Source organism: Neorhizobium sp. S3-V5DH (assembly GCF_004343065.1).
GTDB classification, from domain to species: domain Bacteria; phylum Pseudomonadota; class Alphaproteobacteria; order Rhizobiales; family Rhizobiaceae; genus Neorhizobium; species Neorhizobium huautlense.
Genome location: NZ_SMCL01000003.1, coordinates 347,969 through 373,129 on the forward strand (window position 1 = coordinate 347,969; position 25,161 = coordinate 373,129).

A 25,161-nucleotide genomic window follows, 5' to 3' on the forward strand; every position below is an offset into this window, starting at 1 on the left:
CCGGATCAAAGATTTGTCGTGACGCCTGCATCGGCGCTTCGGTAGAATGCGAAAAGTTTCATGATCTCGCGGGCAACCTCGAGCGTGCCCTTCGTGATCGGGCGACCGGACTGGATCGCATCCGTCAGGTGCAGGATCTCCGGCACGTATCCGAGATAGAAGAGATTGTTGTTGTAGAGTTGCCCCAGCGAGTGTTCCGGCTCGTAGACAAGGGCAGCATTGGCATCGGGCTGGATGAAGCTCGCCGCCCGGCCGTAGCTTGGCAATGCGGCCTTGCGAAAATAGGTTAGCTTGCTGCCGTTCTCGACAACGGCATTTGCACCCTCGCCGATGATCTCGACCCGCTCGAACATGCTGCCGCCGGACTGGCCCGCCGCTAAATGCAGCGTGCCGATCGCGCCCGATCGAAATCTCATGTTGGTGACCGTTGCCCCGGTGCCAGGCTCCCACTCGTAGCTCGCACGCTCGATCTCTCCGCCGAGGAAGTTGAGAATGGATCCGGGATGATAGATGTGGTCGAGGAAGCTCTGCATCTTGACCAGGTCGCCGCGCTCGGTGGGCGCCGGCAGGCTCTGGGGGTAGCGCACGTTAATGGAGGTCAGTCTGCCGAATTCGGGCGAACCGACCAGATCCTTCAGCTTTTCGATCGTCGGGAAGAAGGTCTTCTTGAGGCCCGTCATGACCATGCGGCCGGCGGCGGCACTGGCGGACATCAGCCGCTCGATTTCCTCGGCGCTCGCTGCCGTCGGCTTTTCCATCCAGACATGGCAACCCGCCTTCAGCGCATCCAGCGCAAGGTCGGTTGCCTGCACCCGACCATCTGGATGATACGCCGTGACCAGGAATACCAGGTCGGGCTTTTCCTTCGCCAGCATCTCGTGATGATCGCTATAGGCCATTTCCGCACCGAACAGCTTGGCGAACTTGGCTGCGCGCGCGATGTCGAGGTCGCAGATGCCGAGCAGTTCGACCGGTGCATAGCGCAGGGCCGGATAGACATTGCGATAGGCATGGCCGCCGGCGCCGATGAAGCAGGCCTTGATGTGGTTGTCGAATTCGAAATTGTAGCGGATTTCCCGCTGGACATGATGTGACATGGTCAGCCCTTGATTGCACCCTGCGTCAGGCCCTCGGTGAAGCGGCGCTGCATTAGGATGTAAAGAATGATGATAGGCAGGAAGGAAATGACGGTGCCGGAAAACACCAGCCGGTATTCGGAAGCGTAAGTGCTGGCGAACCTGACCAAGCCGAGCGGAAGCGTCTGCACCTCGGGACTGATCAGCACGATCAGCGGCAGGAAGAAATCGTTCCAGGTGGATAGCGCGCTGATGATGATCAGCGCCTGGATCGCCGGCGTCGAGATCGGCAGAAGCACCTTGGTCAGGATCTGCAGATGCGATGCCCCGTCGATCTTGGCGGCCTCGACGAGTTCGTCCGGCACGCTGATGAAGAAGCTGCGCATCAGGAAGATGCCGAAAGGAATGCCGCTGCTCACCTGCGCCAGCACGATGCCCGACAGCGTGTTCACCAGGTTAAGGCCGAATAGCACCTGATAGAGCGGGATGACAACGGCCTGGACCGGAATCGTCAGCCCCAGGATGAAGGTGTAGAAAAGCCATTCCCGGCCCGGAAAGCGGATCTTTGCCAGGGCATAGCCGGCGGGCGCGCAGGTCAGCAGCGACAGGATCACGACGCCGGCGAGATTGAGCAGGCTGTTGCCGACCAGCTCGCCGAAGCCGCCGATTTGCCAGGCATCCTGGTAGTTGCGCCACATCAGATCGGCGGGCCAGGCATAGGGATCGGCCTGCCCGATCTCAGCCTCGGTCTTGAGGCTCGACACAATCAGCCAGGCAAAGGGAGCCAGGATGAGAAGCATGACGGGCGCCAGGCCGAGCACGACGGGCCATTCGCGGTGACGGGTGCTCATCGGGAAAGCCTCGCGCGCCAACGGTTGAAGACAAGGGTGATGGCGATCGCCAGCAGGCTGAGCAGTATACAGAGCACGGCCGCCCTCCCGTGATCCTGAGACTGGAAGGCGAGCCGGTAGATATAGGTGGTGATCAGCTCGCTCTGGTAGAACGGCCCGCCATTGGTCATGACGAAGACGGTAGCGAAGCCTTTCAAGCCGTTGATCATGGCCAGAGAAATAACGAAGGTGGTTACCTCCCTAAGTCCCGGCAACGTTACATATACGAGCTTTTGCCAGCTCGAGGCGCCGTCGACCTCCGCCGCATCGTAGAGCGAGTGGTCGATATTCTGCAGGCCGGCGATGAACAGCAGCATATAGAGGCCGAACCCCTGCCACGAGCTCGCGACATTGACGGAAAACAGCACCAGGGCGGGATCGGAGAGCCATCCTTGGGTGAAGGCGCCCAGACCCAGCTCCGTCAGCGCAGTGTTGAGAAGGCCGTAGAACGGGTCGTAGATATTTGCCCAGATGACCCCGACCACGGCCAGCGACACCAGATGCGGCAGGAAGAACGCCGTCCGGAAAAACACCTGCGTGACCTTCAGCCGGCTGATGGCGAGAGCCAGCGCCAGCCCGAGGCCGCCGGCCAGCACCACATGGTAGATCAGCCACAGGAACGTATGCCACAGGCTCTGCCAGACGATAGGATCGGCCGCCGTCGCCACATAATTGTCGAGGCCGACGAAGCTGGACGCCGCGTTGAAACCGGCCGAACTGTTGAAGCTCAGCCAGAAGGTGGCCGCAATCGGCAGCAGGCTGAACACCGCGTAGAGAGCCAGGGCAGGCGCCATCAGCCACATCGCGCTGCGGGCATCGTGGCTGTCGGAGTTGCCGCAACTGTCTTCCTTACCCGCTGACCTGGCAGGATGATGCCGGGATTGGGTGGCACCTGCTGGCCTCGGCCCGTCGACAGGGGTGCCAAGGGGAGCAGCAGCGCTGCTCCCGGGCGTTTGACGGATGACCACGCTATTTCGCCTCTGCCATTTTTGCCTGGAGCTGCCGCATTCCGGCCTCGCCGGTGATCTGCCCGGAGATCAGTCCCTGGATTACCTGGAAATAAGTGTCGAGCACCGTGGCGGGCAGGTAGACGCTGGGATTGTAGCCAACGCCGCCGGCTGCGACCGCGAAGATTTCCTTGAGCACGGGGGTCGGCGGCTCGACGCCGGTGAGTTCGCGGGGATAGATCATGGTGCTGGCCGGCGCCTGGGCACGCTTCTTCATGACGGCATCGGACAGCATGAAGTCGATCCATTTCATCGCGAGATCAGGCTGCCTGGAATTGACCGGCACGAGCCAGCTCCAGCCGACGCCGCCGGTCGGGATCGCCTCGCCAGGCAGATCGGAGGGCATAGGCGCATAGCCGGCATTAGCAAGGTCATATCCGGCCTTGCGCGCATTGGCGGTGAACCAGGGACCGGCGACGAACATGGCGGCGCGCTTGTTGAACCACAGCCGCGAGGCACCGTCGAGATCGAGACCCGCCATCTCCTTCTTGATGAAACCGGCCTCGACCAACTTCTGCAGCCGCACGGCACCGGCAGCGATCTTCGGATCGTCCCAGGCGATTTCCTTACGCAATGCCTTGCCGATGGCTTCCTTGCCGCTGGCCGACTGCAACAGGTTGCCGAACAGGTGGCCGGCACTGCCTGTTGTGCGCGGGCCGATGGCGATCGGCTGCAGGCCCTTGGCCTCGATGGCCGCCAGCAGGGTTTCGAACTCCTTCCAGGTGGCTGGGATCTTCCAGCCGGCCTGAGCGAAGATGTCCTTGTGATACCAGATGCCCAGCGCATCGAGGCCGTCGGGCACCTCGTAGATCTCTCCGCCGAATTGGCCTTTCAGCTCCGCATAGAGCCAGGGATAGATCTGGTCCTTCCACCCGCGCTTCTCGTATTGTTCGGTCAGCGGCATAACCTGCTTGGCATTCTTGACGATGCTGATGCGGCCGATGCCGGAGTTGGTGAGGATGACGTCCGGCCCGGCATCGGACTGGATAGCGGACTGCACGGCGCCGTTGCTGATCGTGCCGGTCGGCGGCATGAACTCCACCGTCACGCCGGGATTGGCCTTTTCGAAATCCGCTTTGATGCCGTTCCAGAGTTCGGCAACCAGCGGCTCGGTGATCTGCTCCGGCCCCCACATTTTCAGCGTCTGCGCATTGGCCACGGCACCGCCGGCGAAAATGGCGAGCGCGGCCACACCGGCTGCAAGAAATTTCAGCATTGTTTCCTCCTCTTGAGCGGCCACGCCATGGACCGCCTCCCGTTTTGCTGGAAAAGGGGAACCTCCCTCCCCTTCCCGTCGCCCGGCTAGGTCGCCGGGCTTTCCTTCCTGAAGCGCGCGAGCACCGCCTGCTGCACGTCGCTGATATGCGCATGCATCAGCGCCTTCGCCTGCGGGATGTCCCGGGTCCTGAACGCCTGCAGGATCTGATCGCGCTCCTGCGCGGCCCGTTCGGCAAACTCCTTGCTTTCATTGGCGATGGCGCGGCAGATCTGGATTTGCAGGGCCAGCCGCGAGAGCGTTTCGATGAGAGGCGCGCTGCCCGACAACTCGGCGATGGTCTCGTGGAACTCCCGGTCGCGGGCGCCATAGGTCTCAAGGTCGCCCCGCCGCAGCGCCGCCACGGCCTCGTCCAGGATGCGCTCGAAGCCGGCAATGTGGGCGTCGCTCATCTGCGGCACCGCCAGTTCGACGGCAAAGCATTCCAGCGTCTTGCGCAACTCGTAGAGATCGCTGACTTCCTTGCGGCTGAAGCTCCTGACGAAGAAGCCGCGATAGGGTTTGATCTCGATCAGGCCCTCCTTGGCGAGCGTGCCGATCGCCTCGCGGAACGGTGTGCGGCTCACCTGGAGCCGCTCCGTCAAAAGCTTCTCATCGATCGACACGCCGCTCGGCAACTCTCCCGATACGATCAGGCGAACGATCTCCTCATAGATCCGCTCGCGGAGGGTCTGGTGTTGCGGAGCATTCATGGCGTCATTTCCGTCTGGATTTCGATGATTAAGTATGCAATATCCAAAATAATATACAATATGCAAAATGCGGGTTTGCGAAAAATTCCGCGCCGTTGGTGGGGAGGCGGCGCCGAAAACGGGAGGAAAAATTATGAAAAAGGTTTATATCGTCGGCACTTGCGACACCAAGTTCGCCGAGCTGGACTATGCGCGGAGCGCTACCAGGCAGGCCGGCGCAGAGGCGGTGCTGGTCGATGTGGGCACCCAAAGTTCCCATCCCGGCGCCGACATCGCCGCCAGAGAAGTGGCGGCAAACCACCCCTCGGGTGCGGCTGCGGTACTCAGCCAGGCCGATCGCGGCAAGGCGATATCGGCCATGGCCGAGGCGCTCACAGTCTTCCTTCAGGAACGCAACGATATCGGCGCCGTCCTCGGCCTTGGCGGCACCGGCAATACAGTGCTCGTGACCCGAGTCATGCGCGACCTGCCCGTGGGTGTGCCGAAGCTCATGGTATCAACGGTGGCCTCCGGCAACGTCGCCCCCTATGTGGGGCCAAATGACATTGCGATGATGTATTCCGTCGTCGACATCGCCGGCCTCAATGCCATATCCCGCAAGGTGATCGGCAATGCCGCGCATGCGGCGGCCGGCATGGTGCTCCATCCACCTGTTCTGTCGGCAGATGACCAGCCGGGCGTCGGCATGACGATGTTCGGTGTGACGACCGCCTGCATCACGCAACTAAGGGATATGCTGGACGACGCTTACGAGCTGTTCGTCTTCCATGCCACCGGCGTCGGCGGCCAATCGATGGAGAAGCTGGTCGATTCAGGCCTGTTGCAGGCGGTCATCGATGTCACAACGACGGAAGTGCCAGACCTTCTGGTCGGAGGCGTCTTTCCCGCCACCGAGGACCGTTTCGGCGCGATCATCCGCACGAAAATTCCTTATGTCGGTTCGGTCGGGGCCGTGGACATGGTGAATTTCGGTGCGAAGGAGACCGTGCCTGCTGCATTCCGCGACCGCAGGCTGCATGTGCACAATGCCCAGGTGACCCTGATGCGCACCACGCCGGGGGAGAACCGGCGGATCGGTGCATTCATCGTCGAGAGGCTGAACCGCATGGAGGGCCCGGTCCGTTTCCTGCTGCCATTGCAGGGCGTATCTGCGATCGACGCGCCGGGACAGCCGTTTCACGATCCGGCAGCCGACGAAGCCCTGTTTTCGACCATCCGCGCCGGCTGGAAGGCGGCTCCGAACCGGCAGTTGATCGAACTCGACGCCCATATCAACAGCCCCGAATTCGCAGCGGCGCTCGCGGCCAATTTCCACGCCATCACTGCCTGAGGAAAAATCATGACACGCCATTCACGCAACGACATCCTGGACCGCCTGCGCCGCAAGATCGCCGAGGGCCGACCAATCATCGGCGGCGGCGCCGGCACGGGCCTTTCCGCCAAGAGCGAGGAGGCGGGCGGCATCGACCTGATCGTGATCTACAATTCCGGCCGCTATCGTATGGCGGGCCGCGGCTCGCTTGCTGGCCTGCTGGCCTATGGCAACGCCAATGATATCGTGCGCGACATGGGGCGCGAGGTGCTCCCTGTGGTACGCCACACACCGGTGCTAGCCGGCGTCAACGGAACCGACCCTTTCATGCTGCCCGACCTGTTCCTGGACGAGTTGAAGGCCATGGGATTTGCCGGCATCCAGAACTTCCCTACGGTTGGCCTGATCGATGGCACGTTCCGCACCAATCTCGAGGAGACCGGCATGAGCTTCGACCTGGAGATCGACATCATCGCGCGCGCCCATGCCAAGGACATGCTGACGACACCCTATGTCTTCAGTGGCAAGGATGCCGTCGCCATGGCTGAGGCCGGTGCGGATATCGTGGTGTGCCACCTGGGCCTTACGACCGGCGGCGCGATCGGGGCTGAAACTGCCGTGACGCTCGACGAATGCGTCGAGCGGATCGACGCCTGGGCGGACGCGGCGCGATCGGTGCGGGAAGATGTCATCGTCCTTTGCCACGGAGGTCCGATCGCCATGCCTGATGATGCGGCCTATGTGCTCTCCCGATGCAAGGGATGCGATGGCTTCTATGGTGCAAGCTCGATGGAGCGGTTGCCGACGGAACTGGCGATCAAGGCCCAGATAGAGGCTTTCAGCAGTCTCCCCGGTATACGATAAGGATACGCGGCGATGGCGGCACCGTTATTACTTCAGGCCCTGGACACGCACACCGCCATCCCGGCAACCTCCGGGCCAGCCATGGCCCCACTGCCTTTCAACGGCGGCTTTCTTCGCCGACCAGGGATATGGCATGGGACAAAGCCTGAGTCCGCGTGACGTCAAGAGGCTGGGAAACCGAGTGCGACCTCGTCATCATCTCGGCAAGCGAACCGCAGGGACAGCTGGCGCTTCAAGGCGGCCCGCATTGAGGGAGATATGCGCCGCTACGTCCCGACGGCGCGGAAGATTGCACGGCAGGTGGAGGGAGTTCAGAGGAAGAAGCCCGCATCCTCTTCCCTGAGATATTTCCTGGCCGCCTCAGCGTCGATATCGAGGCCCAAGCCCGGCGCTTCCAGTAGGTCCACCATGCTATCCTTCACGATCTGCGGCGGCAAGCCGATTATCAGATCCTCCCACCAGGAATCGGAGGCGGTCGGATATTCGAAGGCGATATAATTTGCAGGCAACGTGGCGCAGACATTGATCAACGCGCCAAGCCCCAGCAGGCCGTTGGCGGTGCCGTGCGGCGCCATCAGGATCGAATGCATATAGGCGTGCTCGGCAACCCATTTGAGCTCGGCGATGCCGCCGATGTCGGCCGGATCGGGGCCGATGACCCGCACGGCCTGGGTCTCGATCAACTCCTTGAAATTGTGCCGGAGGTAGATCTGCTCGCCCGTGTGGATCGGCGTCGAGGTTGAGATCGTCAGTTCCCGATAGGCCTGCGGATTTACCCACGGAACATAGTCGCCGGTCAGCATGTCCTCGAGCCACATCAAATTGTATTTCTCCACCGCACGAGCGAACCTTATCGCATCCGGCAGCAGCCAGCCCGGACCGCAGTCGAGCGCCAGGCTGACCTTGTCGCCCAGCACCTCCTTCATCGCGGCCACGCAGTCGAGCATGTGATTGAAACCGCGCTCGCTGATCACGCCCTGATCCATGGCGCCGTGATAGCCGGCTTTCTTCTGCGTGACGCCGTAGTGGAAGCCCTCGATACTATCCTTCATGTTCGAGTGGAACGAGATTCCCTGCTTGACCATGAAGAAGTTCTGCGGCTGCTCCATCATCCATTTGACGTCAGCGGCGTAATCCTCCGGCCGGTCGCCCACGCGTTTCTGGCGAACAGAACCGTTGTAGACGCGCACCTTGTCCCGCACCTTGCCGCCGAGCAGCTTATAGGCGGGCACGCCCGCGGCCTTGCCGGCAATATCCCACAGCGCATGCTCGATAGCGCTCACCGCCGCGCCATACGGCTTGAAAGAGCCGCGTTGGCGGATCTTCAGCATGACCCTTTCGACATCGGTCGGATCTTCGCCGATCAGCGCCTCGCGGAAATGCAGCACCCAGGGCTTGAGATAGGCCTTGGTGAATTCGACTTCGCCCAAGCCATAGAGGCCCTCGTCGGTGACGATGCGGACGATCGGGTGTTTGCCGATAACGGCGCAGCGCAGGTCGGTGATTTTCATGGCGCGCTCTATTTCACCGAGGAGAAGGAAGTCGGCGCCAGCAATTGATTGCTGATATTGGCGATGATCGGGCCGTCGGCCTCGGATTCATCGCGCGCCTTTAGCCATGCCGGATCTGTGGTGAACGCCTTCCATTTCACCTCGCGCTCGGCCAGCGATTCCCAGGCCAGGAAGTAGGTGAGGCGCTGACCGTGTTCGCCGACGATTGTTGTGAAGAACCCGGCCTGCCGAATGCCATGCCTGTCCCACAGGGCCAGGGTGTGGTCGTTGAAGCGCTTGAGAAGTGCGGGCAGCCGACCCGGCAGGCAGTCGTAGATACGAAGTTCGTAGATCATGGTCGCTCCTGACGTTCGTTATGTTTTTCCAGCCGGTCAGCTCCAGGTGCGATCCCAGGAATATTCATCGTCCCAGCGATCGGTAGGCTGCCAGATGCCGGTGACGCCCGGCTGCAGATGTTGCGAGATCACCTCATCGACGACGTCGTCGATCCCTAGGCCCGGCTTGTCCGGAACAGTGATGAAGCCATCCTTGACGAGCGGCTTGGGAAGGCCGGTGACGATATCGTCCCACCAGTCGACATCGGCGGAGTGGTATTCGAGCGCCATGAAGTTTTCGGTGGCTGTCGCGACATGTGCGGCGGCCATTGCGGCGATTGGACTTTCTGCCATGTGGATGGCCATGGCGACACCACGGTCCTGCGCCATGTCGCCGATCTTCTTGGTCTCGAGGATGCCCCCGCTCGTGAGCAGGTCTGGGTGGATGACCGAAACGCCACCGCTATTGAGCAGAGGCTCGAAGCCCTCCCTGAGGTATATGTCCTCGCCAGTGCAAATCGGCACCGTGGTGGAGTCCTGCAGCTGTCGGTATTGCTCGCTGTATTGCCAGGGGATCACATCCTCGAGCCAGGCCGGCACGTATTTTTCAATCCGCCTGGCAAGCCGAATGCCGTTCTGCACTGAGATATGGCCGATGTGGTCGATGGCGAGCGGAATATCCATGCCGATGACGTCACGAACCTCGGCAATGTATTGCTCAAGGAAGTCGAGGCCCTTGTCGGAAAAATGGAGGCCGGTAAACGGGTGCGGGACGTTATGCAGATCGTACGCAGCGTTGCGGACGCGCCGCTCTTCAATGGTTTTCAGCGGGCCGCGGCCGGGGTGGTGGCGATACCCTTCAAGTGAGCCGGCAGGAGACACGACCGCACCGGGCACATCCGCAATCTGCATCAATCCCAAATCCATCTTGAGGAAGGTGAATCCGAGCTCCATGCGCTGCTTGAGGCGCTTGCCGGTCTCGGTGCCGCTCGGCACGGTGGCGTCGGTATCGCAGTAGACACGCACCTTCTCCCGAAACCTGCCGCCGAGCATCTGGTAGATGGGAACGCCATAGGCCTTGCCGGCGAGATCCCACAACGCAATTTCGACCGCCGATACGCCGCCGCCTTGCCGGCCGTGCCCGCCGAACTGCTTGATCCGCCGAAACAGGCGATCGATGTTGCAAGGATTTTCACCAAGCAACCGGCTCTTCAGCATCAACGCATAAGTGGCGCTGGCGCCGTCGCGTACCTCACCGAGCCCGACGATGCCCTGGTTGGTGTAAATCTTGAGCAGAACGGAGGAGAAGGGGGCACCGTCGATTTCGGCTACCCGCATATCGGTTATGCGAAGGTCGGACGGTTTGGAATGCGTGTTCACCCGATTGAGCGCCTCGTCGGCTCCATATGCCTCTGGCATGATCTATCCTCGTTTCGGTCGTGGGGTGGTCGTCGCGCACGCGGGGCGGCATAGAGTGTTGCTAGTTCAGCTCTATCTCGTGGTTTTGAAGGTAATCGCGGTTCATCTCAACGCCGAGACCAGGCATTGACGTAAGCTTCAGGCTGCCGTTGGAGACGTCGAGCGGCCTGTCGATGAGGTGATCGTATTTGCCCAGGTTCCACTCCGACGTTTCCAGTTTGTAGAAATTGGGAACGGTCATCATCACCTGCGCGCCCGCGACCACGTTGATCGGCCCTGCGGCGTCATGCGGCGAGACCGGGATGTAATAGGCTTCACAGAGGGCAGAAATCTTCTTGAGTTCGGTAATGCCACCGGTCCAGGTGACATCGGGCATGATGTAGTCGGCGAGCCTGTTTTCCAGCACCGGCACGAAATCCCACTTCGTGTGGCCGCGCTCGCCCCACGAGATAGGTGCGCTGACCTTCTCGCGGACCTGTCTGAGAGCGTTGAGGCTCTCCGGTAGGCAGGGCTCCTCGAACCAGTCGATTTGGCCGGCTTCCTCAAGGCTCCGACAAAGGCGAATAGCGGTCGGAACATCAAACCGGCCATGCGCATCGATAAGGATGTCGACATCAGAGCCCGCTGTTTCACGGATCAGAGCCGTGAGTTCGGCAGCTTCGCGCTCATCCTTGCGGGTCATGCTGCCATCGAGGTAGCCGTCCCGCTGTTCGCGCGGCAGTCCACCGACGGCGCTGCCCTGGTAGGGGAAGGGATCGAACTTGAGCGCAGTATGGCCGGACTCGACGATATCCCTGATCTCGCGAACCACCGCCTCCTTACTGGTAAACTTGGCCTGGTTGGGGTGGGTGTAGAGCGAAATTTCATCGCGCACCGGTCCGCCCAGCAGTTCGTAAATCGGCTTGCCAAGAACTTTGCCTCGGATGTCCCAGAGAGCTATGTCGATGGCGCTTACGCATTCGACTGCAGCGCCGCGACTGCCCATATAGGTGAAGCTGCGGAATATCTTGTGCCACAGATACTCGATCCGCGCCGGGTCCTCGCCTGTCAAAGCGGCACCGATCTGCCGCAGGATCGTACAAAGGGCGCGATTGGCGAGTCTTGTCGTGGTGGTGATCTCTCCCCAGCCGCTCACCTCCTCGTCGGTCATCACCTCGACAAACAGGAATTCTCCCCAATAAGAAGCATCGGATTTGATGAGCCACGGCCGAACGCTGGTGATTTTCATCTCGACTGCCTTTAGCTGAAGTAGTGGGATAACGATATTTAACGGTTATGGAATTTATCCCGCCCGAGCGGCATTTCGCGCACGCATGTGTTCGAGGATGTGCCGGCCGGAGCCCTCGACATGGCGTGCAATGAGGTCGGCTGCCTCGTTCGCATGGCCTGCTTTTACATGCGCGATGAGCTCGCGATGTTCGCTTAGGATCGCAGCGCGCCGGGCGAGCGTGAAGTCGAAACGCCGGCTCACGGCTCGAAGCACTTCGCGATGCTTCCACCAAAGCTCGGCGGCATGGCGGTTGTAATGCTTCTGGTACATGACGGTATGAAAGGCGGTGTCCAGCTCGCTGTGCCTGAACGGATCGGCAAAGTTGTTCTCTTCAATCAAGCCCTGGATGCGTTCGAGTTCGGCAATGTCCTCGACGGTCGCCATATTCACGAACCACTTCGTCAGCGCCGGCTCGATCAAGACCCCAATCTCGTAGATGTCCCGAACGAAATCCTGATCTATGGGCCTTACACGCGCTCCGCGGTTGGGAACAAAGGTGACAAAACCCTCCCCCCGCAACAGTTGCAGGGCCTCGCGCACAGGGTTGGTTGAGGTGCCATGGCGCCGGGCGAGATCGGTCACGACAAGCCGTTCGTTGGCCGTAAGCCGTCCTTCGATGATGTCATCCCTGATCTGCTGGTAAAGCGAGGCGCCCTCGCTAGAGGCCCCCATAGCGTCGATGCCCTCGGGTGGTTGCGCCTTAAATTCAGTGGTCTCAGCCAAAATTATCCCCATTAAATACACACATTATTGGGATAACACGCGAATGTTCGGTAAACAATGTACGATTTCTCTCATTGACAGGAAATCTCTGATCTGAAAACGTATGATCAGGTCAAAGGGATACATTAGAGGAGGTCCCGCGGCCGGGGAGCAAGACCGCTCGCCTCGACGCAGAGCGGCATGGGAGAGAACCTGGGAGGTTACCTATGACGAGGATTTCATTCGGTCGTGCCGTCCTGCACGGCACTGTCTCGACTGCTTTGATGGTATCGTTGATGTCTGGGTCTGCGCTGGGTGCGCCGGTCGACCTCAGCAAGTGGTCGCCGGAATACGTGCGTTCCATCGCCGGCACACAGGATTTTGATACGGCGGGCGATTGCGCCAAGGTCACTCCGCTCGACTACAAGGGGCGCCTGACTTTCTGGTATCAGGGCGTGTTCGAGGGCGACCCCGACCTCCTGCGCCAGTATTACAAGGAGTTCTTCGAGAACTTCCGAAAAACCTACCCAAACATCCAGCTTGAAGAACAAGCCCTCACCTATAACGACCTGCTCGACAAATTCCGGACCGCCCTCCTTGGCAATGCGGCACCCATGGCGGTCCGCCTGCAGATCCTGGGCGGTACCGAGTTTGCCTCAAAGGGCTATTTGCAGCCGCTCAAACCCGAGGATGTAGGGTATTCGACTGAGGACTTCTGGCCCGGCGCAATGAAGGCTGTAACCTGGGAGGGGACGACCTACGGCATTCCGACCAACAACGAGACGATGGCGTTCATCTGGAACGCCGACATCTTCAAGCGTGCGGGTCTCGATCCGGACAAGGCTCCGGCAACCTGGGACGACGTTGTCAAATATTCCAAGCAAATCCATGATAAGCTCGGCGTCGCCGGTTACGGCCTCGTGGCGCGCAAGAATGCCGGCAATACGCCGTACCGTTTCATGCCGCAGCTGTGGGCCTATGGCGGCGGTGTCTTCGACGAAGCGTCCGCCAACCCGACCTATAAGGAGGTCCAGCTCAATAGTCCGCAGAGCAAGACGGCATTGCAGGCCTCCTACGATATGTATGTTCGTGACAAGTCGGTTCCGGTTTCGGCGCTCACCAACCAGCAGGCCGACAACCAGCCGCTCTTCCTCGCTGGCCAGCTCGGCATGATGATCTCGCACCCGTCCGACTACAACGTCATGCTCGACCTCCAGAAAAAGGCGACGGCTACCGACAAGGACAAGGCGCAGACCGTGATCGACAACATGCGTTACGGCCTCATTCCGACGGGCCCCGACGGCAAGCGTGCAGTCGTGTTCGGCGGCTCCAATATTCACATCCTGAAGCCGGAATATGTCGAGGGAGGCAAGGTGGACGAGCCGGCGGCAAAGGCTATCATCTGCATGTGGACGAGCCCCGAATGGTCGCTGAAGATGGCCTATGCCGGCTCAAACCCAGGAAACCTTAACGGCTTCAAGACCAAATGGATGAAGGAACGTCTGGACAGCATCAAGTTCCTTGATGTCACGACCTCGATGCTGCCATACGGCATCCCCTTCCCGGCACTGCCACAGTCCCCCGAAATCATGAACATCATCGTCCCGGATATGCTGCAGAATGCCCTAACCGGAGCCATGACGGTCGACCAGGCAGCGGATGACGCAGCCAAGAAGGTAAAAGAACTGATGGACGGCGGACTCTAGTCCAAACCTGACGATCTCACCGGCTGCACCCCAATTGCAGCCGGTTCGTTCCGAAGAATAAGGGCACCGTACAGTGACGATCTTGACTGGCAAGGCCGAGGCTCACCGAAGACTTCCATCCGATAAGTCCGGCATGCTGCGAAAGATCTGGTCGCATCGCGCTGACTACGCGTATGTGCTTCCCGCAATCGTCGTAATGCTCATCGTCATAGCCTACCCTGTCTACTACACGATCGAGCTGTCGTTCTTTAACACGCCGCCTGGCCTGCAGCTCCGGGACAAGATTTTCACCGGGCTCGACAACTACACCGCCATCCTTAAAAGCCCGGTGTTCTGGAAGGTCACCTCGAACACTCTTATCTGGACACTGGCATCCACCTTGATCGCATTTGTCCTGGGGTTTGCCTGCGCCTTGGCACTCCATCGCGACTTTGCCGGTCGCGGCATCCTCCGCGCCATCCTGATCATTCCCTGGGTCATCAGCGCGGTCGCCGCGTCGTATATCTGGAAGTGGATCTACCATTCGGACTTTGGGATCATCGGCGCGGTGCTGGTCGGCCTCGGCCTGGCCGATCGGCCGCCGAATTTCATCGACAGCGTCAGCACGGTGCTGCCCTCGCTGATCGTCGTCAACATCTGGCGAGAGTTTCCGTTTGCCATGATCATGATGATGGCTGGCCTGCAGACGGTTCCCGACCAACTGCTGCGCGCCGCAAAAGTCGACGGAGCCAATGCGTGGCAGCGGTTCTGCCACGTCACCTTTCCGCACTTGAGAAACGTTTCGACGGTGACGATCCTTCTGCTGGCAGTGGCCAACTTCAATTCTTTCATCATCCCCTGGATCATGACGGGCGGCGGGCCGTCGAACGCGTCGCATATCTGGATCACCCATATTTATGAACTCGCCTTTGGCCGCCAGCGCTGGGGGGTGGCGTCGGCCTATTCGGTGCTGCTGTTCATGATCGTAATGTCGCTCGGCTACTTCTATGTCCGTGCGCTAAGCGGCAACGAGCGAAAGGACGGGAACGTATGAGCGCGATTGCCGGGACTGCTTCTCGAGGTCAGGGCCGTCGCCGGCGCATCGACGGATGGCGATGGAGCGGCCGCATTTTCCTCGTGTTCATACTGCTTTACACCGCGTTGCCGATGATCTGGATGCTGATCACCTCGATCAAGTCCGGCTTCGCGGCCATGCAGTTCCCGCCGCAATGGTGGCCGGACCAACCAACCCTCGCCAGTTACCAGAAGCTGCTCGATCCGCAAAACAGCGTCGGCCAGGACTTCCTGCGCTTCTTCTGGAACAGCCTTTTCGTCTCCACAGCCACGACCATTCTTTCCGTGATCGTGGCAGTTCCTGCGGCCTACGCGTTTTCGCGCTTCACCTTCCCGGGCCGGAACTTTCTGTTCTTCGCCGTCTTGCTTCGCAACATGTTCCCAGCAGTGATCTTTCTCGTGCCGCTCTTCATCCTGATGCGCGCGATCGGGCTGGTGAACACGCATGGGTCGCTCATTCTCACCTACCTCACATTCGGCCTGCCGCTGGCAATCTGGCTCCTCAAGGGCTTCTACGACAACATCCCGGTGCAACTTGAGCAGGCGGCGCGCATCGACGGGGCAACCCGGTTCCAGGCCTTTGTCCTGATCGTGATGCCGCTCTCGGCGCCAGGAATCATCGCCACAGCGATCTATTCCTTCATCGGCGCGTGGAACGAGTACATATACGCCTACACCTTCCTCTCCAAGAATGAGCAGTTAACACTGCCGGTCGGCATCCAGCGCTTCTTCTCGGAAAATACAACGGACTTTCCGGGCCTGATGGCGGCGAGCTTCATGATGAGCGTGCCCGTCGTGGTCCTGTTCCTCGTCCTGCAACGATACTTCGTACGCGCTCTCACGGAAGGCGCAGTCAAGCACTAGGGGAGTTGCCGGTGGCCCACGTGGTCCTTAAAGATCTGGTCAAGACTTATGGCAGCTTCAAAGCTGTCAACAATGTTTCGCTGACGGTCAACGACGGCGAATTCGTTGCGCTCGTCGGTCCTTCAGGCTGCGGCAAGACAACCACGCTCAACCTTGTGGCGGGGCTCATCCCCCTCACATCTGGCGACATCGTCATCGGCGATCGGGTGGTCAACGACCTCGATCCCAAGGACCGGGACATCGCAATGGTGTTCCAGAATTACGCGCTCTATCCGCAGAAATCGGTCTACAAAAATCTGGCGTTCCCGCTGCAGATGCGCAGGCTGCCAAAAGAAGAGATCGACAGGAAGGTCAGGGAAGCAGCACGAGTGCTCGACATGACCGAGCTGCTCGAACGCAAGCCGCGGGAACTTTCGGGCGGGCAACAACAGCGCGTGGCGCTAGGCCGCGCCCTCGTTCGCGATCCATCGGTATTCCTGATGGATGAACCGCTCTCCAACCTCGACGCGAAGCTGCGCGTGCAGATGCGGTCGGAAATCAAGCGTTTTCATCAGGACCTCAAGGCGACGATCATTTATGTGACGCACGACCAGCTCGAAGCCGTAACCATGGCCGACAGGATGGCAGTGATGAACGGCGGCTACCTGCAGCAATACGATTCACCCGCGCAAGTCTTTGCCCACCCGGTGAACATGTTCGTCGCCAGCTTCGTCGGCAGTCCGGCGATGAGCCTTGTTCCGCTGGAGGCATCGACGGCAAACGGCAAGTCCGTGTTGACCAGCGCGGAGGGCTGGAGCCTCGAGCTCTCGCCACACAACGCCCAGAAGGTCGCGAAGGCAAAAACCAGGAAAATCGTGCTCGGCGCACGTCACTCGACGATCAAGCTGCACAAGAGTGCGGTGCCAGGAAGCATCCCTGCCAAGGCCTACACGGTGGAGCCGACAGGAGACGTCACTTTCGTACAGGCGTTCCTGTCCGGCGCTCTCGTCAACATCAGCATGCCGCCGACCATTGCCGTCGCGCCCGATGAGCAGATCTGGCTCGAGTTCGACCAGGAGCGGATGCATCTGTTCGACGGCGAAACAGAAATGGCCCTCAAGGCCCACTGAGACAGAGCGGATGCGTGAACGAGGGCGTGGATGACTACGAAATTCAAAATAACCGCTATCAGGCCCTATCCTGTATGGGTGGGGACACGCAACCAGATGCTCGTCAAGGTCGAGACCGACCAGGGCATCTTCGGCTGGGGCGAGAGCGGCTTGAGCGGTCGCGAGAAGGCGGTTGTCGGCGCGATCGAGCACTATCGCGAGTTTCTCATCGGCCGCGATCCGATGCAGATTGGTCGGATCTGGCAAGAAAGTTATCGCAGCCAATATTTCGAAGGCGGGCGTGTTCTCCAGGCGGCGATTTCCGCCATCGACATTGCCCTTCACGACATCAAGGGCAAGGCGCTGGGGGTTCCCGTTTACGAACTGCTGGGCGGCAAGCAGCGTGACCGCGTTCCCACCTTCGCTTCGACCGGTGACGAGGCCGAGGGCGAAGTTGCCATCGAACGGGCCCGCGAGCTGCGCGCACAGGGGTGGCAGGCGATCCGCTTCTTCCCTATCGGGCAAAGCAGCAGGGATATCTTTGAGCCGCGCGAGTCGATCGGCGCTACTGCAGCCATGTTAAACAAGGCACGCAAGGCGCTGGGCGAGGAGGTCGTGCTCGGCGTCGACTATCATCATCGGCTGTCGGTGGCGGAGGCGGCGAGCTTTTGCAACAAACTCGACCGTGGCGTGCTTGATTTCCTCGAAGAACCGATACGAGACGAGACGCCGGAGGCCTATGAATCCCTGCGCAAGATGACCGACATCCCCTTCGCGATCGGCGAGGAATTTGCCAGCAAGTGGCAGTTCCTGCCCTATATCGAGCGCGGCATTCATCAGTTCAACCGGCTTGATGTCTGCAATGTCGGCGGGCTCACCGAAGCCATGAAGGTCGCTGGCTGGAGCGAGGCGCATTACGTGGATCTGATGCCGCACAATCCCCTAGGCCCAGTCTGCACGGCCGCAACCATCCATCTCGCCGCCGCGGTGCCGAATTTCGCCTGGCTCGAGACCAGGGCACCCGAAACCAAGCTGGGTTTCGACAATTCCGACTTCTTCCCCGTGCAGCCACGGCTCGATGGTCCCGACTACCCCGTCAGCGATCTGCCGGGGCTCGGCGTCGAGGTCAACGAAGAGGCGGTCAAGGCGGAGAGCTTTCGTTTCTGGGAGGCGCCTCACCTGAGGCGCCGCGACGGTTCCGTTACGAACTGGTAGTTTCATCCATCGGAGTCTCAAATGACGCATATTCCAGACATTACGCGGCCGCCCAAGGACCTGATCGACGCGCTGAAGGACATCGGCGCCGCGACGGTTGCCGGCACGCTTGGCCATATGGGCTTCCGTAATCCGCACATGGTCGGTCCCGTGCCGCAGAACCATGGGAAGTCGATCGTCGGGCCGGCGCTGACGCTCCAGTTCCTGCCGCAGCGACCGGACCTCTTCACCGAGGGCGAATATGCCGATCCGGAGACGCAGTTGCACCGGCATGTGCTCTATCACGCGCAGGAGGGCGACGTGGTCGTGGTCGATGCGCGCGGCGACATGAGTTCGGGCGTATTCGGCGATATGATGTCGACGTATTTCAAGGGCAGAGGCGGCGCCGGCATCGTCATCGACGGGTGCATGCGCGATCGGCCCAATGTGGAGAAGCTGGATCTCCCCTTATGGCTGCGCGGCTGGACGCCCAATTATCATGTCCAGACCAGCATCTACCCCAATGCCGTCAACGTTCCGATCGCCTGCGGCGGTGTCACTGTCATCCCCGGCGACATCATCGTCGCCGACGATGATGGGGTAGTGGTGCTTCCAGTGGCAATGGCGTCGCAGGTAATCAAGGAGTCGCAAAAGCATCACGAATGGGAGGAGTTCTCGCGAGCGAAGCTTATGGAGGGGGGGTCGTTGCAGCGCTATTATCCGCTGCATAACGATGCGCAAGGAGAATACGAAGAGTGGCGCAAGACAAACCGCCTGGGAACAATTTAGCCGATGAATTACCCTGGGCGGGCGTCGGATTTCTAGGACCCAACAATCGAACGCCACCCTCAGTCCTTGGCCGCCTTAATCGAAACGAAATCATCTGCGTTGGACGGCTGGGAGTTCAACCGGCATGGATTGCCAGCAGATCGGCGTAGGCTGTCTGATTACTCGCCAGCACCGGATGGCCCTGCAACAGGGCTTCTCCCTCAGCGGGGAAAGGGAGATGGCTTCCACCGGCTTCCTTGACGAGGCAATAGCCGGCCATGCAATCCCAGGCGCGCATGTAGGGCTCGTAGTATCCGACAAGCCGGCCCGCGGCCACATAGGCCAGCATCAGGGCACCGGAGCCGTTCCGGATGAAATTTCCGCCTTTGCCGAGCAAGGCGGAGACAATCGCACCTACCCGTTCCGGGGTGACATAGGTGTTGCAGCCAATGCCGGTCATGCCGTTTTGCAAAGTTCTTGACGGATCGAGGCTGAGCGTCTTGTCGTTCAGGCTCGCGCCCGCGCCTGCTGCTGCTGCGTAGAGTTCATCATCGCATGGAACATGGATTACGCCGATCACCGGCACACCGCGGTGCAGAACTGCGATCGACACGCACCATGTCGGCATGCCATTGACGAACGGCGCCGTCCCGTCAATCGGATCGACCACCCACATCAATCCCGACTGTCCTTCCTGGTAACCGCCTTCCTCGCCCAAAAATCCGTCTGCCCCAAAGGCTTCCGCCACGCGCTGTCGTATGAGCGTCTCGACATTGCGATCGGCAATGGACACGACGTCCTGCAGATCCCGCTTCGTCTCGATCACGAGCGTCTCGCGCCGGTTGAAGTAATCGAGCGCCATAGCGCCCGCCTCACGTGCAATCGCTTTGGCGAGAGCGAAGCGCTTATCAAGTCCGGTTTCTTGCAACGTCATGCTGGTATTCCTTGAATGGTTCTGGTCGTTGACTGTTTAAGAGGTCGATGCCGTCAGCTTGCGAGGCCGGGGTGAGACAGCAAAGGTGACTAGGAGGATCGTTGCCGATGTTCGTCAGGGTTGCGCATCGAGCTGCCGCCTACCGTGGTCTCGCATTGCGGCTCGTGGAGAGCGAAGCTGTTTACATCAATGACGCTCATTCCCGCCCGTCGAGCTGCTTCAATTCCTTGCTCGCTGTCTTCGAACACGACACATCGGTTTGGTTCAATTCCCAACAAAGCGGCCGCCTTCAGGAACAGGTCCGGCGCCGGCTTTGGATTAGCCACATCATCTATCGTGACCACCTCGCTGAAATACTCCCGTAGACGAGTTCCTTGTAACGTGGCTGTAACGATTTCTCGGGAACCACCAGAGGCAACGGCCATCGGAAGCACGCCAGCCAGCCGGCGAACGGTTGCGGCAACCACGCGAACTTCGCGCACATTGTGTACATTCCGGAGAAAGCGCGATCGCATCGTGGCAATGACGCATTCGCGATCGAGCACAACGTCGAATTCTCGTTCGAAGGCATCCATGAGAACCGCTTCAGACATCCCCGCACGCGCCAAGTACCAGGCATGGCTCATCAGCTTGCCGGAAAGTGAAAAGCCGGAGGCCCATGCGTCCGCATAGACAGGGGGAGTGTGCACGAGCGTGCCGTCGCAATCGAAAATGACAGCCTCGAAATTATTCTCGAGCGATAGAATATCAATCATACTTGCTCCTTCGAACGCATTGGCTCAGGGGCTCTTAGGCGCTGATAAGAGCGATGCCGCGGCCGCGGAAGCCTAATGTGGCTTCGGACTCGGCAGGGAGGATACGGTCAACGGCATGGTCAACGATGAAGAGCGTGCCGACCTCCGTTTCGACCTCGTATTCGACATGGTCTCCAAGATAGGCCGAATGCAGAATGCGGCCGGCGAGCCCCTGCCCGCGCCCCTCCAACAGCGAGACAGCGCTCGGGCGGACGGCGAGGCTTGCTGCACCAGGCTTCGCCCTGCCCGCGGGCACCCGATGCAGGAATCCGCCGATACGGATTTCTGCGTCGGCGCCATCGATGCCGAGCACGTCGCACGGGATCACATTGGCTTCCCCCATGAAATCGGCGATGAAAGAGGAAGCGGGCGATTCATAAAGCTCGCGCGGGGCTCCCGACTGGGCAATCTGCCCGTCCTTCATGACAATGATGCGATCCGAGACGGCGAGCGCCTCGTCCTGATCATGCGTAACATAGACGGCGGTGAAACCGAGGCGCTGCTGGAGTTCGCGGATTTCCGTGCGCACCCGGCGGCGCAGGCGGGCATCGAGGTTGGAGAGAGGCTCATCGAGCAGAAGCACCTGCGGCTCCAGTACGAGCGCACGAGCCACCGCGACGCGCTGCTGCTGTCCGCCGGAGAGTTCGGCCGGCAGACGCTGTCCCATGCCGGCCAGGCCAACGAGCGCCAGCCCCTCCTCCGCCTTCTCCCGCGCTTGCCTGCGGGACAGGCCGGAAGATTCGAGGCCATAAGCGACGTTCTCAAGCGAGCTCATGTGCGGAAAGAGTGCATAGGACTGGAAAACCATGGAAACGTCGCGCTCGTTGGCCGGCAGCATGGTGACGTCCTTGCCGCCGATGAGGATTCTCCCCGCCGTCGGATGTTCAAGACCGGCGAGCATCCGCAGGGTCGTCGTCTTGCCGCAGCCCGAGGGGCCAAGCAGGGTGACGAGCGTTCCGGGCTCGATGGTGAGCGAGAGGTCGGGAATGGCGGTGAAGGCGCCGAAGGTCTTTTTCACGTTCTGGAAGACCACGGAACCGGCTTTCTGGGTAATCATGCGGTTTTCTCCTGACGAAGAGTGGCGGACGGGGTAATGCCGGCGACGCGGTTTTCGCGCCGAAGCCGCCGTTCGCCAACAAGAAGCTGGAAGCCGGTGATGACGGCGACCATGACGACGATGAGCATGGAGGAGTAGGCGATTGCCACCCCGTATTCACCGTTTTCGACGAGGCCGACGATGTAGGAGGTCGCCATGTTGTATTCGGCGCTGACGAGGAAAATGACGGCGCTGATGGAGGTGATGGCGCGCACGAAGGAATAGACCAGCGCCGCCGTGATTGCAGGCCGCAGGAGCGGCAGTATGATCTTGCGGATCGTGCGGAAGCTGTTGGCGCGTAACGTCAGCGAGGCTTCGTCCAGGCTCTTGTCGAGCTGGCTCATCGCCGCAATGCCGCCGCGCACGCCAACCGGCATGTTGCGGAATACGAAGCAGGCGATCAGGATCAGTGCCGAGCCGGTCATTTCGAGCGGCGGCAGGTTGAACGCCATAATGTAGCTGACGCCGATGACCGTGCCGGGAATGGCAAAGCTCATCATCAGAGCGAATTCGAAGGCGTTCTTGCCGGCAAACTTCTGGCGCACGATGATATAGGCTGTCAGCAAGCCGACGATCGCCGTCAACGGTGCAGAGATCAGCGCGATCTCCATCGTTGTCCAGAACGAGTTCCAGGCGACGCCCGTCCAGACAAATCCGTTGTCGAAGCTGATCGAGAAGGCCTTGGCGTAGTGGTCGAGGGTTAGGGAATTGTCGAGGCCCCAGGTCTTAACGAAGCCGCCAACGAGGATCATTCCGTAGATGACGAGCGTGAAGAGGCCCCACGGGATGACGAGAGCGTGTACGCCGATCGAGACACCGCGCGGCAGGGCGATGTGGGCACCGCTGTCACCCTTGCCCGTGACCGTCGCGAAATTCTTGCCGGAAAGCCAGAAACGCTGGGCAAGGAAGGCAGACAGAGTAAAGGCAAGCAGCACCATGGCGAGTACGGCGGCGCGCGAGGGATCGTTCTGCGAACCAACGACCGCGAAGAAGATTTCCGTCGAGAGCACGCCATGGCTGCCGCCGAGCACCAGCGGATTGCCGAAATCGGCCATGCTCTCGATGAAGCCGATGAGAAAGGCGTTGGCGAGGCCCGGCTTCATCAGCGGCAGCGAAACGCGCCAGAAGGTGCGCCAACGGCCGGCCCGCAGCGTCTGCGAAGCCTCCTCCATCGACGGGCTGACGCCCTCGACGACGCCGATCAGCACGAGGAAGGAAATCGGCGTGAAGGACAGCACCTGCGCGATCCAGATGCCGGTGAGGCCGTAAAGCCAGCGGCCGGGCTCGATGGCGAAGAGGTTGGACAGGCCCTGCGTGATGACGCCGGCACGGCCGAAGAGCAGGGTCAGCGCAAGACCGATGACGAAGGGCGGCGTGATGATCGGCAGGATGGTCAGGAGGCGCAGGCCCTTCTTATAGGGAAAGCGCGTACGGGTGGCGACGAGCGCGAAGGCAAGGCCGAGCAGTGTTGAACCGAGGCCGGTCATGATGGCAAGCCAGAGCGTGCGCCAGGCGACGCCGCAGCGCGCGCCACCGGTCAGGCAGCCGAGGCTCCAGATGCCGGAATCCTGCACGTTGCGGGTGAAGTTATCCGGATTGAACGAGCCGTCGAAATCCTGCACCGCACCGATGAACATGCTGCCGATCGGGTAGAAGACGAAGACGATGACGAGGAAGACGAGGAGCGAGATCGCACTGACGACGAAGGCATCTCCCTTCATCACACCACGCTCGGCAAGACCGAAGGCAAAGAGCAGCACGAAGGAGATGGCGGAAAGGACAGCACCGGCGCCCATCGCCGGCTGGCCGTCGGACAATGGCCCGAACAGCGTCCCGCTGATAGTCCATGTCCAGCCGGTAAGGCCGATGGCGAGGCCCTGGAACGCGAGGAACAGAATGCCCAGCGCGCCTACCCAAGCCAGAACGACGCCCCGGCGCATCGGATCTCCCATACCGCGGGCAGCACCGGCGATGAGGAGGAGCAGGACGGCACCGGCAAGCCAGAGCCGGCCGTGCACGCCGACCTGCACCAGATTCGGCGCCGCTGCGGAAGAAAAGGGGAAACCGGCCAGCCAGCCCAGCCCGTAGAAGCCACCGTCGATCCGGTACCAGGGCAGAAGGGTCATAGCGACCGCGCCCAGGAGCAGGACGACGTCCAGCCTTCGATTGCCATGCATCATGGCCGACCTCGCTGTCATTGCGTTGAAAGGAGACGGCACCCCAGAGGGAGGGCGCCGCCACTCAGGACACCATCAGTTGGCGGCGGCGCCGATTTCACGATCCCAGCGCTCGAGGAGCGCCTTGCGCTTTGCCGGGTCGCCGTAGGTCTTGAAGTCGTAGTCGATCAGTTTGATGTTCTCGAAGCGCGGAGCTTCCTTGGGGATTTGGGCGCTCTTGTTGGAGGGGAGCTGGAAGGATTTTGCGTCCTTCATTCGCGACTGGACTTCCGAGGTCAGCGCCCAGTCGTACCAGATCTTGGCATTGTCGAGGTTGCGCGCACCCTTGATGATCGACATGGAGCCGATCTCGTAACCGGTGCCTTCGCACGGCGTAACCGACTTGACCGGGAAGCCTTCTGCCGTCTGCGCCACCGCATCGTGCACAAAGACGATGCCGAGAGCCGTTTCGCCGCGGGCGGCCGCCTTGACCGGCGCGGAACCGGACTTCGTGTATTGCGAGATGTTATTGTTGAGCTTCTTCAGGTAATCGAAAGCCTGATCCTCGCCCATGATCTGCACCAGAGAGGCCAGCGCCGTGTAGGCCGTACCGGAGGAATTTGGATTGGCGATCTGGATCTCACCCTTCAGTTCCGGCGTCAGGAGGTCCGCCCAGCAAGCCGGCTCTTTGAACCCCTTCGATTTGAAGATTTCCGTGTTGTAGCCCCACCCGAGCGCGCCGGCGTAAACGCCGACGGTGCGGTATCCGGAGCTTTCCGCCTGACTCTTCGCCCAGTCGTGCAGTTCGTTGAGTTTAGCCGACTTGTATTCGAGCGTCAGGCCTTCAGAAGCGGCCTGCAGATGCGGGTCGCCCGTCCCGGCCCACCAGATGTCCGTCTTTGGGTTGCGCGCTTCCGCACGTACCTTGGCATAGGTCTCGCCGGATGAGAGGCGCACCATGTTCACTTTGATGTCGCCATGGGCTTTCTCGAAATCGCCCTTCATTTGCTCGCAAATGACGACGTCCGCCGAGCAAATGAGGTTGAGGTCGCCGGCCGCCTGCGCCGGGAGAGCTGCAAGCGCCGTACCAGCGAAGAGCATAAGGGAAAGGGTCTGTTTCATCGGGGCATCCTCCTGTTGCCTGGTTTTCCGATTTTGGTGCGAACGAGACACGG

The 25,161-nt window shown here is 60.7% G+C and carries 23 protein-coding genes; 8 read left to right on the top strand and 15 right to left on the bottom strand.

The window, feature by feature from the left end; all coding sequences use genetic code 11:
• Positions 1-5 precede the first annotated feature (5 nt).
• The 5 genes from EDE09_RS07620 to EDE09_RS07640 form a co-directional block, all read right to left on the bottom strand.
• Positions 6-1,097, bottom strand: coding sequence for a Gfo/Idh/MocA family oxidoreductase (locus EDE09_RS07620; protein WP_132409551.1), 1,092 nt, complete (start codon positions 1,095-1,097; stop codon positions 6-8).
• A 2-nt stretch (positions 1,098-1,099) separates the two neighbouring features.
• A complete protein-coding gene (locus tag EDE09_RS07625; RefSeq protein ID WP_112799601.1) occupies positions 1,100-1,927 on the bottom strand; it encodes a carbohydrate ABC transporter permease in 828 nt (275 codons plus the stop codon).
• Positions 1,924-2,934: a sugar ABC transporter permease gene (locus tag EDE09_RS07630; protein ID WP_245505082.1), complete on the bottom strand. Its 1,011-nt coding sequence runs from the start codon at positions 2,932-2,934 to the stop codon at positions 1,924-1,926. Before EDE09_RS07630 ends, EDE09_RS07625 begins: the two co-directional genes overlap by 4 nt.
• Before the next feature lies 1 nt (position 2,935).
• Positions 2,936-4,189 (bottom strand): extracellular solute-binding protein, encoded by a 1,254-nt coding sequence (locus EDE09_RS07635; RefSeq protein WP_132409553.1) that lies wholly within the window; start codon positions 4,187-4,189, stop codon positions 2,936-2,938.
• An 86-nt stretch (positions 4,190-4,275) separates the two neighbouring features.
• Positions 4,276-4,941, bottom strand: a complete 666-nt coding sequence (locus EDE09_RS07640) for a GntR family transcriptional regulator (RefSeq protein ID WP_132409555.1) — start codon at positions 4,939-4,941, stop codon at positions 4,276-4,278.
• Between the two features lie 133 nt (positions 4,942-5,074).
• Here EDE09_RS07640 and EDE09_RS07645 point away from each other — a divergent pair, with 133 nt between their 5' ends.
• Together EDE09_RS07645 and EDE09_RS07650 are read left to right on the top strand one after the other, a co-directional pair.
• Positions 5,075-6,271, top strand: a complete 1,197-nt coding sequence (locus tag EDE09_RS07645; protein ID WP_132409557.1) for a Tm-1-like ATP-binding domain-containing protein — start codon at positions 5,075-5,077, stop codon at positions 6,269-6,271.
• Positions 6,272-6,280: 9 nt separating this feature from the next.
• Entirely contained in the window at positions 6,281-7,117 is an 837-nt protein-coding gene (locus tag EDE09_RS07650) for a phosphoenolpyruvate hydrolase family protein (protein ID WP_132409559.1), read from the top strand.
• A gap of 311 nt (positions 7,118-7,428) precedes the next feature.
• On the opposite strand, the gene EDE09_RS07655 is transcribed toward EDE09_RS07650, so the two are convergent.
• From EDE09_RS07655 to EDE09_RS07675, 5 genes are all read right to left on the bottom strand, one after another.
• Positions 7,429-8,628: a mandelate racemase/muconate lactonizing enzyme family protein gene (locus tag EDE09_RS07655; RefSeq protein WP_132409561.1), complete on the bottom strand. Its 1,200-nt coding sequence runs from the start codon at positions 8,626-8,628 to the stop codon at positions 7,429-7,431.
• Between the two features lie 8 nt (positions 8,629-8,636).
• The gene (locus EDE09_RS07660; RefSeq protein WP_132409563.1) at positions 8,637-8,963 is read right to left on the bottom strand and encodes an NIPSNAP family protein; all 327 of its coding nucleotides are present in this window, start codon (positions 8,961-8,963) and stop codon (positions 8,637-8,639) included.
• A gap of 36 nt (positions 8,964-8,999) precedes the next feature.
• On the bottom strand, positions 9,000-10,361 hold the full coding sequence (locus tag EDE09_RS07665) for a mandelate racemase/muconate lactonizing enzyme family protein (protein WP_132409565.1): 1,362 nt from the start codon (positions 10,359-10,361) through the stop codon (positions 9,000-9,002).
• 61 nt (positions 10,362-10,422) lie between these two features.
• Positions 10,423-11,589: a mandelate racemase/muconate lactonizing enzyme family protein gene (locus EDE09_RS07670; RefSeq protein ID WP_132409567.1), complete on the bottom strand. Its 1,167-nt coding sequence runs from the start codon at positions 11,587-11,589 to the stop codon at positions 10,423-10,425.
• Positions 11,590-11,643: 54 nt separating this feature from the next.
• Positions 11,644-12,354, bottom strand: coding sequence for a GntR family transcriptional regulator (locus tag EDE09_RS07675; protein ID WP_105372852.1), 711 nt, complete (start codon positions 12,352-12,354; stop codon positions 11,644-11,646).
• Positions 12,355-12,560: 206 nt separating this feature from the next.
• Here EDE09_RS07675 and EDE09_RS07680 point away from each other — a divergent pair, with 206 nt between their 5' ends.
• The 6 genes from EDE09_RS07680 (at position 12,561) to EDE09_RS07705 (ending at position 19,027) form a co-directional block, all read left to right on the top strand.
• Positions 12,561-14,039: a sugar ABC transporter substrate-binding protein gene (locus EDE09_RS07680; RefSeq protein WP_105372853.1), complete on the top strand. Its 1,479-nt coding sequence runs from the start codon at positions 12,561-12,563 to the stop codon at positions 14,037-14,039.
• 73 nt (positions 14,040-14,112) lie between these two features.
• Entirely contained in the window at positions 14,113-15,072 is a 960-nt protein-coding gene (locus EDE09_RS07685; protein ID WP_132409569.1) for a sugar ABC transporter permease, read from the top strand.
• Positions 15,069-15,956, top strand: coding sequence for a carbohydrate ABC transporter permease (locus EDE09_RS07690; protein ID WP_132409570.1), 888 nt, complete (start codon positions 15,069-15,071; stop codon positions 15,954-15,956). Before EDE09_RS07685 ends, EDE09_RS07690 begins: the two co-directional genes overlap by 4 nt.
• 11 nt (positions 15,957-15,967) lie before the next feature.
• Complete coding sequence (locus EDE09_RS07695) at positions 15,968-17,065, top strand: ABC transporter ATP-binding protein (RefSeq protein WP_132409571.1); 1,098 nt, start codon at positions 15,968-15,970, stop codon at positions 17,063-17,065.
• Positions 17,066-17,095: 30 nt separating this feature from the next.
• Positions 17,096-18,259: a mandelate racemase/muconate lactonizing enzyme family protein gene (locus tag EDE09_RS07700; RefSeq protein WP_132409572.1), complete on the top strand. Its 1,164-nt coding sequence runs from the start codon at positions 17,096-17,098 to the stop codon at positions 18,257-18,259.
• Positions 18,260-18,280: 21 nt separating this feature from the next.
• Positions 18,281-19,027 (top strand): ribonuclease activity regulator RraA, encoded by a 747-nt coding sequence (locus EDE09_RS07705; protein ID WP_105372857.1) that lies wholly within the window; start codon positions 18,281-18,283, stop codon positions 19,025-19,027.
• 115 nt (positions 19,028-19,142) lie between these two features.
• Here the strand turns inward: EDE09_RS07705 and EDE09_RS07710 are convergent, their stop codons facing one another.
• The 5 genes from EDE09_RS07710 to EDE09_RS07730 all read right to left on the bottom strand — a co-directional run bounded on the left by EDE09_RS07710 (position 19,143) and on the right by EDE09_RS07730 (position 25,108).
• Positions 19,143-19,940 carry an inositol monophosphatase family protein gene (locus EDE09_RS07710; protein WP_132409573.1) on the bottom strand — a complete coding sequence of 266 codons (798 nt, stop codon included), beginning with the start codon at positions 19,938-19,940 and terminating at the stop codon, positions 19,143-19,145.
• A gap of 89 nt (positions 19,941-20,029) precedes the next feature.
• Positions 20,030-20,695, bottom strand: a complete 666-nt coding sequence (locus EDE09_RS07715; protein ID WP_105372859.1) for an HAD family phosphatase — start codon at positions 20,693-20,695, stop codon at positions 20,030-20,032.
• 34 nt (positions 20,696-20,729) lie between these two features.
• A complete protein-coding gene (locus tag EDE09_RS07720; RefSeq protein ID WP_112799638.1) occupies positions 20,730-21,791 on the bottom strand; it encodes an ABC transporter ATP-binding protein in 1,062 nt (353 codons plus the stop codon).
• Positions 21,788-24,010 (bottom strand): iron ABC transporter permease, encoded by a 2,223-nt coding sequence (locus EDE09_RS07725; RefSeq protein ID WP_132409574.1) that lies wholly within the window; start codon positions 24,008-24,010, stop codon positions 21,788-21,790. Before EDE09_RS07725 ends, EDE09_RS07720 begins: the two co-directional genes overlap by 4 nt.
• Positions 24,011-24,082: 72 nt before the next feature.
• The gene (locus tag EDE09_RS07730; protein WP_132409575.1) at positions 24,083-25,108 is read right to left on the bottom strand and encodes an ABC transporter substrate-binding protein; all 1,026 of its coding nucleotides are present in this window, start codon (positions 25,106-25,108) and stop codon (positions 24,083-24,085) included.
• Positions 25,109-25,161: the final 53 nt, after the last annotated feature.

Bases quoted from the DNA above. Each gene is read 5' to 3' on its own strand.
- EDE09_RS07620 (WP_132409551.1), bottom strand. From the start codon at position 1,097: ATGTCACATCATGTCCAGCGGGAAATCCGCTACAATTTCGAATTCGAC.
- EDE09_RS07625 (WP_112799601.1), bottom strand. From the start codon at position 1,927: ATGAGCACCCGTCACCGCGAATGGCCCGTCGTGCTCGGCCTGGCGCCC.
- EDE09_RS07635 (WP_132409553.1), bottom strand. From the start codon at position 4,189: ATGCTGAAATTTCTTGCAGCCGGTGTGGCCGCGCTCGCCATTTTCGCC.
- EDE09_RS07640 (WP_132409555.1), bottom strand. From the start codon at position 4,941: ATGAATGCTCCGCAACACCAGACCCTCCGCGAGCGGATCTATGAGGAG.
- EDE09_RS07645 (WP_132409557.1), top strand. From the start codon at position 5,075: ATGAAAAAGGTTTATATCGTCGGCACTTGCGACACCAAGTTCGCCGAG.
- EDE09_RS07650 (WP_132409559.1), top strand. From the start codon at position 6,281: ATGACACGCCATTCACGCAACGACATCCTGGACCGCCTGCGCCGCAAG.
- EDE09_RS07655 (WP_132409561.1), bottom strand. From the start codon at position 8,628: ATGAAAATCACCGACCTGCGCTGCGCCGTTATCGGCAAACACCCGATC.
- EDE09_RS07660 (WP_132409563.1), bottom strand. From the start codon at position 8,963: ATGATCTACGAACTTCGTATCTACGACTGCCTGCCGGGTCGGCTGCCC.
- EDE09_RS07665 (WP_132409565.1), bottom strand. From the start codon at position 10,361: ATGCCAGAGGCATATGGAGCCGACGAGGCGCTCAATCGGGTGAACACG.
- EDE09_RS07670 (WP_132409567.1), bottom strand. From the start codon at position 11,589: ATGAAAATCACCAGCGTTCGGCCGTGGCTCATCAAATCCGATGCTTCT.
- EDE09_RS07680 (WP_105372853.1), top strand. From the start codon at position 12,561: ATGACGAGGATTTCATTCGGTCGTGCCGTCCTGCACGGCACTGTCTCG.
- EDE09_RS07690 (WP_132409570.1), top strand. From the start codon at position 15,069: ATGAGCGCGATTGCCGGGACTGCTTCTCGAGGTCAGGGCCGTCGCCGG.
- EDE09_RS07700 (WP_132409572.1), top strand. From the start codon at position 17,096: ATGACTACGAAATTCAAAATAACCGCTATCAGGCCCTATCCTGTATGG.
- EDE09_RS07705 (WP_105372857.1), top strand. From the start codon at position 18,281: ATGACGCATATTCCAGACATTACGCGGCCGCCCAAGGACCTGATCGAC.
- EDE09_RS07710 (WP_132409573.1), bottom strand. From the start codon at position 19,940: ATGACGTTGCAAGAAACCGGACTTGATAAGCGCTTCGCTCTCGCCAAA.
- EDE09_RS07715 (WP_105372859.1), bottom strand. From the start codon at position 20,695: ATGATTGATATTCTATCGCTCGAGAATAATTTCGAGGCTGTCATTTTC.
- EDE09_RS07720 (WP_112799638.1), bottom strand. From the start codon at position 21,791: ATGATTACCCAGAAAGCCGGTTCCGTGGTCTTCCAGAACGTGAAAAAG.
- EDE09_RS07725 (WP_132409574.1), bottom strand. From the start codon at position 24,010: ATGATGCATGGCAATCGAAGGCTGGACGTCGTCCTGCTCCTGGGCGCG.
- EDE09_RS07730 (WP_132409575.1), bottom strand. From the start codon at position 25,108: ATGAAACAGACCCTTTCCCTTATGCTCTTCGCTGGTACGGCGCTTGCA.